The organism is Mesorhizobium sp. M7A.F.Ca.US.014.04.1.1 (assembly GCF_003998745.1).
Taxonomy (GTDB): Bacteria; Pseudomonadota; Alphaproteobacteria; order Rhizobiales; family Rhizobiaceae; genus Mesorhizobium; species Mesorhizobium ciceri.
The window spans coordinates 1-7686 of record NZ_RZRW01000276.1 but is presented as its reverse complement, the minus strand read 5'-3'; the positions used below and the strand labels follow the sequence as shown (position 1 = coordinate 7686).

Annotated in this window: 7 protein-coding genes and 1 pseudogene; 6 read left to right on the top strand and 2 right to left on the bottom strand. The window is 62.9% G+C overall.

Features of this window, described 5'->3' with window-relative positions; all coding sequences use genetic code 11:
• Positions 1 to 365, top strand: a pseudogene (locus EOA22_RS18710) (efflux transporter periplasmic adaptor subunit); the annotation flags it as partial.
• Entirely contained in the window at positions 362 to 3445 is a 3084-nt protein-coding gene (locus EOA22_RS18705; RefSeq protein WP_063169134.1) for an efflux RND transporter permease subunit, read from the top strand. The pseudogene EOA22_RS18710 and the gene EOA22_RS18705, both read left to right, overlap by 4 nt.
• Before the next feature lie 198 nt (positions 3446 to 3643).
• Here the strand turns inward: EOA22_RS18705 and EOA22_RS18700 are convergent, their stop codons facing one another.
• Positions 3644 to 4099 carry a L,D-transpeptidase gene (locus EOA22_RS18700; RefSeq protein ID WP_013529305.1) on the bottom strand — a complete coding sequence of 152 codons (456 nt, stop codon included), beginning with the start codon at positions 4097 to 4099 and terminating at the stop codon, positions 3644 to 3646.
• Between the two features lie 353 nt (positions 4100 to 4452).
• On the opposite strand from EOA22_RS18700, the gene EOA22_RS18695 reads away from it, so the two are divergent.
• Complete coding sequence (locus EOA22_RS18695; protein ID WP_063169135.1) at positions 4453 to 4785, top strand: hypothetical protein; 333 nt, start codon at positions 4453 to 4455, stop codon at positions 4783 to 4785.
• Between the two features lie 37 nt (positions 4786 to 4822).
• Positions 4823 to 4990: a hypothetical protein gene (locus tag EOA22_RS18690; protein WP_013529303.1), complete on the top strand. Its 168-nt coding sequence runs from the start codon at positions 4823 to 4825 to the stop codon at positions 4988 to 4990.
• A 72-nt stretch (positions 4991 to 5062) separates the two neighbouring features.
• Here the strand turns inward: EOA22_RS18690 and EOA22_RS18685 are convergent, their stop codons facing one another.
• The gene (locus EOA22_RS18685; protein ID WP_063169136.1) at positions 5063 to 5764 is read right to left on the bottom strand and encodes a response regulator transcription factor; all 702 of its coding nucleotides are present in this window, start codon (positions 5762 to 5764) and stop codon (positions 5063 to 5065) included.
• Positions 5765 to 5810: 46 nt separating this feature from the next.
• On the opposite strand from EOA22_RS18685, the gene EOA22_RS18680 reads away from it, so the two are divergent.
• On the top strand, positions 5811 to 6584 hold the full coding sequence (locus tag EOA22_RS18680) for a response regulator transcription factor (RefSeq protein ID WP_181172685.1): 774 nt from the start codon (positions 5811 to 5813) through the stop codon (positions 6582 to 6584).
• 67 nt (positions 6585 to 6651) lie between these two features.
• Positions 6652 to 7686 (top strand): PAS domain S-box protein (locus EOA22_RS18675; protein ID WP_164755621.1); only part of this gene is annotated, 1035 nt, incomplete at its 3' end.

Sequence of the window (7686 nt, the reverse complement as noted above, 5' to 3'; positions counted from 1 at the left end):
AACCCGCTGCGCCGGCAGCCGACAAATCGGCTGACGCCAAGCCTGCGGACACCAAGCCGGCCGATGCCATGAAGCCGGCGGCTGATGCAGCCAAGCCTGCCGCCGATGCGGCAAAGCCAACTGACAAGGCTGCCGATGGGGCCAAGCCGGCGGCGGAAGGTGACAAGCCCGCGCTCGTGCTGTCGCAGGTGTTCGTCAAGCCCGGCCGCCGCAATCAAGGCATGGTCGAGATCGTCGAGGGGCTGAAGGCCGGCGACGAGGTCGTCACCGCCGGTCAGAACCGCCTCTTCAACGGCATGTCCGTCGTTGTGGACAACACCATCGACCCGACCAAATCGGCGAACAAGCAGGCCGACCAGCAATGAGCTTTTCAGATCTCTTCATTCGCCGGCCTGTTCTTTCGACGGTCCTTGCTTGCATGATCCTGCTCCTGGGTTTCCAGGGCATCTTCAATCTGTCGATCCGGCAGTATCCGAAGGTCGATGAAACGGCCATCACGATCACCACGGCCTATCCAGGCGCCAGCGCCGATCTGATCCAGGGCTTCATTTCCGCCCCGATCGCCCGCGCCGTCGCCTCGACCGAAAACATCGACTACGTCACCTCGTCCAGCCGCCCGTCCTCCAGCACCGTGACGGTGCAGATGAAGCTCGGCTCGAACCCCGACGTCGCGCTGACCGAAGTTCTGTCCAAGGTCCAGGGCGTGCGCGGCACTTTGCCGGACGCGTCGAAGGACCCTGTCATCGTCAAGGGCACCGGCCAGCAGTTCGCGATGATGTACATCTCGATGCAGAATCCGAACATGACGAAGGAGCAGCTGACGGAGTATATCGAGCGCGTCATCAGACCGCGCATGTCGACGGTCGAAGGCGTCGCCGACGTGCAGATCTTCGGCGCCCAGGAATACTCGATGCGCGTCTGGATCGATCCGGTCAAACTTGCAGCGCGCGGCGTGACCGCCTCCGAACTGCTGACGGCGATCAACAATTCCAACTTCCTGTCGGCGCCCGGCAACACCCAGAACGAGTATGTCGTTTCCTCGATCACCGTGCGCTCGACATTGCAGACGCCGGAGGCATTCGCCGAGCTGCCGCTGCGCTCGACCGACGGCAATGTGGTGCGGTTGCGCGACGTGGCTCGCGTCGAACTCGCCGCCGAGAACACCGATACCAGGGTCTCGTTCAACGGCAAGCCAGGCACCTTCCTCGCCATCTTCCCGACGCCGGCGGCCAATCCGCTGACCACGGCGGCTGCGCTCACCAAGCTGGTGCCGCAGATTCAGGAGACACTGCCGAAAGGCATGACGATCGAGGTCGTCTACGACGCGACCGGGCAGATCAGCGCCTCGATTGAAGAGGTGTTCAAGACCATCGGCGAGGCGGTTGCCATCGTCGTCGTCGTCATCCTTCTGTTCCTTGGCTCCTTCCGGTCGGTGATGATGCCGATCATCACCATCCCGTTGTCGCTGATCGGCGTCTGCTTCCTTTTGTTCGCGGTTGGCTACTCGATCAACCTTCTGTCGCTGCTGGCCATGGTGCTGGCGATCGGCCTGGTCGTCGACGACGCCATCGTGGTGGTGGAGAACATCCATCGTCACATGGAAGAAGATCACATGTCGCCGATGCAGGCTGCGTTCAGCGGTATGCGCGAAATCGCATCAGCCATCGTTGCCATGACCATGACGCTGGCCGCCGTGTTCGCACCGCTGGCATTTACCGGCGGCCTGACCGGCGCGCTGTTCCGTGAATTCGCGGTCACGCTCGCCGGCTCGGTGGTGCTGTCGGGTGTCATCGCCATCACCATCACCCCGATGATGTCGGCACGCCTCTTGAAGTCCGGCACGCCGGGCCGTTTCCAGCGCATTGTCGACGGCACCTTCGCGCGCGTCGAGCATGTCTATGAACGCGCCGTCACCGGATCGCTGAACTATCGCCCGTTGACGTTGATCATCGTGCTTGCGCTTGTCGGCGTCACCGGCTTCATGTTCACCAAGACCTCGAGCGAACTTGCGCCGGAAGAGGACCAGGGCTTTCTGCTCTCGATTGTGACGGCGCCGCGTTATGCGACGTCCGATTATACCGAGACATACGTCAACCAGATCCTCGGCCTGGTGAAGGATATTCCCGAAACACGGGCGCAGTTCTCGGCCGTCGCCTTCGGCGGCACGACAAACAGCGCCTTCGTCGGCTATGCCTTCAAGGACTGGGCGGAACGCAAGCGCAATTCGAAGGAACTGCAGGCTGACATTACGGCCCGTATCGCCAAAGTGGCCGGTGTCGAGGCCTTCGTCTTCGCACCGCCGACGCTGCCGGGCTCCGGCGGCGGCCTGCCCATTTCCATGGTGGTGCGATCGACCGGCGCTTCCTCGGAAGTGTACGAGGTGGCCGAGCAGATCAAGAACAAGGCGCAGGCCTCCGGCCGCTTCATCGTCGTGCAGAATTCGATGGCCTATGACGCACCGGAGGTGACGGTGACCATCGACCGCGACCGCGCCGCCGCGCTGAACCTGCCGATCGCCGATATCGGCCGCACGCTGACCTTGCTGGTCGGCGGCGCCGAAGTGGCGCAGTTCGACCGCGATTCCAACAGCTACGACATCATCCCGCAGGTGCCGCAGGAGTTCCGCGACGACCCCGACAAGCTCGGCGAATACTTCGTGCGCAGCGTGACCGGCGAGATGGTGCCGCTATCGGCGGTGGTCAAGATTTCGACCAATGCGGCGCCGGCGGCAATCGAGCAGTTCAACCAGCTGAATTCGTCGACGATTTCGGCGCTTCCGCTGCCCGGCGTCACCACCGGCGACGGGCTGAAGGCGCTGGAGGACATCGCCAAGGAGAGCCTGCCCGACACGTTCTTCATCGATTATTCCGGTCAATCGCGACAGGAAAAGGAACAGGGCAACACCATCCTGATCGCTTTCGCGGCCGCAGTTGTCGTCATCTATCTGGTGCTGGCGGCGCAGTTTGAAAGCTTCCGTGACCCGCTGATCATCATGATGGCGGTGCCGTTGTCGATCTTCGGCGCGATCGTGCCGCTCAATCTGGGCCTCGGCACGCTCAACATCTACACGCAGGTCGGCCTGATCACACTGATCGGTCTGATAACCAAGCACGGCATCCTGCTGGTCGAGTTCGCCAACCAGCAGCGTGAAAAGCATGGCATGCGGCGGCGCGATGCCATCATCGCCTCGGCCAAGGTGCGCCTGCGGCCGATCCTGATGACGACGGCGGCGATGGCGCTCGGCGTTGTGCCGCTGATCACGTCCAGCGGCGCTGGTGCCGCGGCCCGCTATTCGATGGGCCTGGTCATCTTCACCGGCATCCTGGTCGGCACCATATTCACGCTCTTCGTCGTGCCCATGTTCTACACCTTTATCGCCAGCAAGGACCTGCCTCATCTGGCGGAGAAGCCGGACCCCAAGCTGATGCCGGCACTGCCGAGCTAGGACGGTCTAGGGAGTCCCGCCCAGAAATGCGCGGGGCAAATCGATGGAAACAAAAGAAAAGAGGCCGGGAAATTCCCGGCCTCTTTTCTTTTTGGCTGGGCTCGATACCGCCGGTTTGAACTGTACGCAATACCGCAGCGTTTCCGGAGGGAGCTTTGAGGCGCGGCAGCATGCTGCCACGCCACCGTTTCCAGCCTGCTACTTGACGATGACGATGCTGGTGTTGGTCGCCCCGAAGGTTTCGACGAGCTGGTAGAAATCGGCGGCGTTGTCGGGGTGCAGCCGCACGCAGCCATGCGAAGCCGGCTGGCCGAGGCGCTTGATCGCATAGGTCGCGTGCACCGCATAGCCGCCGCTGAAGAAGACCGAGTGCGGCATCGGGGCGTTGTCGTATTTCTTCGAATACCACATTTCATGCATGCGGGTCGGCTTGAACGAGCCGGTCGGCGTCACATGGGCCCGGTCGCCGGTGGAGACTTTCCAGGCGAAGGTCGGCCGGCCGTCGACGGAGACTTCCATGATCTGCTGCGAAAGCGAAACGCGCGCCACGATCTTGTTGGCGGCATGCGCGGCGCCCGAGCCGAACAGCAGTGCGGCACCGGTCAGCGCGGCGGCGGCGATGTTGATGAGCTTGGCGGAAATGGCGGTATGCATGAAGAAAATCCCCTCTCTCTGCCGGTCCAGCCGGCTCCAATTCGATGGCTGCTTATCCCAACGTCATGTTTCGGAGAGATTTCGCAAAATGCTCATTTGTGTTTCGAATCTGTTTCCACTGGTTAACAAACGCCAACCCCATTAGAGCCGTCGGTGGCCCGCCAGCGAGACCATAGCAAGACCAAGGTCAGGAACATGGGTATCCGTCGCTAAACGAAAGTGCAAATTAGCAGTATTCGAAAGGACCGCCGTAGATCTCGAAACCGAACTGCAACAAAGCGAGGTTTCAAGCGGCATGATCCGGATACGGGCCGCAAGCAAAGTTGACGCAACGAAAACAGCCGGTAACGAACATGGGAACGAAATCGAACGCGCTGTCCTGGCTTTTCAGGATCAGCATCGCGGCAGCGGTCATCGGCGGCGTCGGCATGGTTGCCGGCACCCCGCTGACAAGCCTCGGCGCGATGACTTCAGGCGAGATTTCGACCCTGCACGCCGCACTGTTTTTCGCCACGGTCTGGATTGTTTCCAGCCTGCGCATCGCCCGGCTAAAGGCCCTCTGGCGGGTCGGCCTTAGGCTGACGGGTTTGCGCGGCGCCTCCGGCAACTTGCTGCCGAGAGGACCGAAGGCCCGCGCCGAGACGGGGGGTTCCGTGGGCGGCGCGGGCGCTTCGGGGGTATCCTGAAGCGACCCGCAACAAACCATTTTGGGGAATTGGTACGATGAAAACGAAATTTGCCGCTTCGGTGCTTTCCGCACTGCTTTACGCCCAGGGCCTGCTCGGCTTTGCCGGCCTTGCCACCGTGCTGCTCAGGGACCGCGCCCACGCTGGCGAGCTGACCATGGGCAGTGACATGCCGGTGGGTCCATCGCTTCTGCTGGTACGCTGAGCGCCAAGAGCGTCGGGGCCGGAGATGGAAAATCCGATGCCCGAAACCAGAGACTGCGTCAGTGCCCGGCAATCAGTCCGCGAATTGCCGCGGCGGATCGAACCGGTAGCCGGCGCCGCGTATGGTGGTGATGGTTTCGGTGTCGAGTTTGCGGCGCAGCCGCACGATGCGCGAATCGATCGAGCGATCGAAGGCATCGGCGTTTTCGGCCGGCGCCGCGGCGATGATGTCGTCGCGCGTCAAAACCTTGCGCGGACTGGCCAGGAACAGCCTGAGCAGCGCCACCTGACCGGGCGAAAGCTGTTCCTCCGTGCCGGAGCGATGCATGACCATCGCCGATCTCAGATCGACGGTCGCGTTCTCCAGCACGATCAGTTCCTGGGTGCCCCTGCCGCGGCGCGAAAGCAGGCCGCCGACACGGGCGGCCAGTTCACGGACATTGAGCGGGCTCTCGATGACGTCGGCCGCACCAAGCTCCAGCGCCAGCACCTTGTCGACAAGATCGGCCGGGCGGCAGATCAGGATGAAATCCGGTCCGCCCTCACCGCCTCCTCCTTGGCCGCCATAACGTCTGAGCAGGTCCCGCCCCTCCGCCTGGCTGAGGCTGTCGCCGACGACGACGACGTCGATGCCCTTTCCCGACAGCAGCGATTCGGCCTCCCAGGGCTGGCGTGCCTGATGCACGTCATGGCCGCGCCGTTCAAGATGGTCGGCGAGTTCGGTCGCGACCACTTCGGCTACCGAAACGAGCGCAATGACGGATCGTGCGGCCATGTTTTCCAACCGTTCCCTGGCAACCCCGATATGAGTGCTGGACATGATGTTTATACCCAATCTACTTTCCACTGAAAGTGGGAGCGAAAGCATCGTGCGGGCAAGAATTGTCATCGTCGAGGATGAGCCCGACCTGAGGGACGCTGTCGCCGAATACCTTGGCGCCGCCGGATATGACGTGGCCACCGCTGAAAGTGCGGCCGCCGCGCGCAGCCTCGTTGAAACGCAGTCGTTTCATCTTGCCATTCTCGACATCGCCATGCCCGGCGAGGACGGCCTCTCGCTTGGCCGCTGGCTGCGTTCGAAACTGCCGATCGGCATCATCTATGCGACCGCGGCCGGCACCGCGCTCGACCGCATTGTCGGGCTGGAACTCGGTGCCGACGACTACATCGTCAAGCCTTACGAATTGCGCGAGGTGCTGGCCAGGGTGCGCAGCGTGTTGCGCCGGGTTCCCCAGCCCAAAGAGCTGCAGGACAAGAGGGCCGGGGCGGATCGCCGTTCCGTTGCCTTCGGCCCCTTCCAGGCCGATCTCGACGGCAGGCTGGTCACCGGCGCCAATGGCGTGGTGATCGACATGGCCAAGAGCGAGTTCGACGTGCTGGAGATTTTCCTCACCCGCGCCAACCGGCTGCTGAGCCGCGCCGCTATCTCCGAGGCGATCGGTTTCACCGAAGATCCGGAATCGTCACGCGCGGTCGACATTCGCATCATGCGGCTGCGCAAAAAGATCGAGGCCGATCCCGCCAATCCGAAATTCCTGCGCACGGTGCGCGGCGAGGGCTATATCTTCTCGCTGCCGGCCGGCGACGGCAACTGAGCACCGGGCCAGAAGGATGTAGTTGCTCGCCGGCCGAATTGGCGCGACTCCGGAATGACAGCACAAGATGATCGCTGAAGCAGCAAGCACCGATATGCAAGGGTTCAGGCAGGGCGCGGCGATGGCGGCCGTGCGCGTCGTTCGCCGGCTGCGCGAGGCCGGCGACTGGCAGCGCGAGATGGACGGCATACTGGAAACGCTCTGCCGGGCCATGGATTGCCAGCGCGGCATCCTGTTTCGCTTGCGCGAACTGCCTGGCCAGGGCTTCGCCCAATCCGTCGCCGCCTACTGGATCGACCCTCTTTTCGGCGGCGAACTGGCATCACCGACCGTCATCATGCAATCGATCGTCAATTCCGACCCGCTGCTGGAGCGGCTTGCCGAGGACGAGAGGCAAGGCAAGATCTTCGCCGGTCATACGCGCGACCTCGAAGGCTTCCTGAGGACCGATTTCGAGAAGCAGAACATCAAATCGTTCCTCTCGGTCTCGGTCTTCGCGCACGGCCATCTCTGGGGCACGCTGGCGGTCAATGACTGCATCAACGAGCGTGCATGGACCGACGAGGAAGAGGCGACGCTGCACATCATCGCGCTGGCCATCGGCGACGCCATAGAGCGCTCGCCCTCCGACGCCCACGCCAGCGAGGTCATTCGCCGCACCATGCTGCAGGCCTCGCTCGACGCCATTGTCGTCATCGACGAGACCGGCTCGATCATCGAATTCAATCCGGCCGCCGAGAAGATGTTCGGCTTCCAGCGCAGCGACATCCTCGGCAAGGACCTGCTCGATACGATCGTGCCGATCTACTACCGCAAGGGCTATGCCTCAGGAGCCGAATACATGTCCGGCCGCGGCGCGCCGATGGTCGGCCAGCGGCTCGAGACGGTGACCCAGAATGCCGCCGGCGAAGTGTTCCCGATCGAGCTGACGGCCACCGAGATGCGGGTTGCCGACCGCCGCCTGATCTTCGGCTCCATCCGCGACCTGCGCGACAAATTGCGCGCCGAGGAGGAAATCGGCCGGCAACGCGAGAAGCTGCACCAGAACGAGAAGATGGCGGCGATGGGTTCGTTGCTGGCCGGTGTGTCGCACGAGCTCAAC

What these genes read in the sequence shown, in the direction of transcription:
- EOA22_RS18705 (WP_063169134.1), top strand. Translation starts at nt 362, where the DNA reads ATGAGCTTTTCAGATCTCTTCATTCGCCGGCCTGTTCTTTCGACGGTC.
- EOA22_RS18700 (WP_013529305.1), bottom strand. Translation starts at nt 4,099, where the DNA reads ATGCATACCGCCATTTCCGCCAAGCTCATCAACATCGCCGCCGCCGCG.
- EOA22_RS18695 (WP_063169135.1), top strand. Translation starts at nt 4,453, where the DNA reads ATGGGAACGAAATCGAACGCGCTGTCCTGGCTTTTCAGGATCAGCATC.
- EOA22_RS18690 (WP_013529303.1), top strand. Translation starts at nt 4,823, where the DNA reads ATGAAAACGAAATTTGCCGCTTCGGTGCTTTCCGCACTGCTTTACGCC.
- EOA22_RS18685 (WP_063169136.1), bottom strand. Translation starts at nt 5,764, where the DNA reads ATGGCCGCACGATCCGTCATTGCGCTCGTTTCGGTAGCCGAAGTGGTC.
- EOA22_RS18680 (WP_181172685.1), top strand. Translation starts at nt 5,811, where the DNA reads ATGTTTATACCCAATCTACTTTCCACTGAAAGTGGGAGCGAAAGCATC.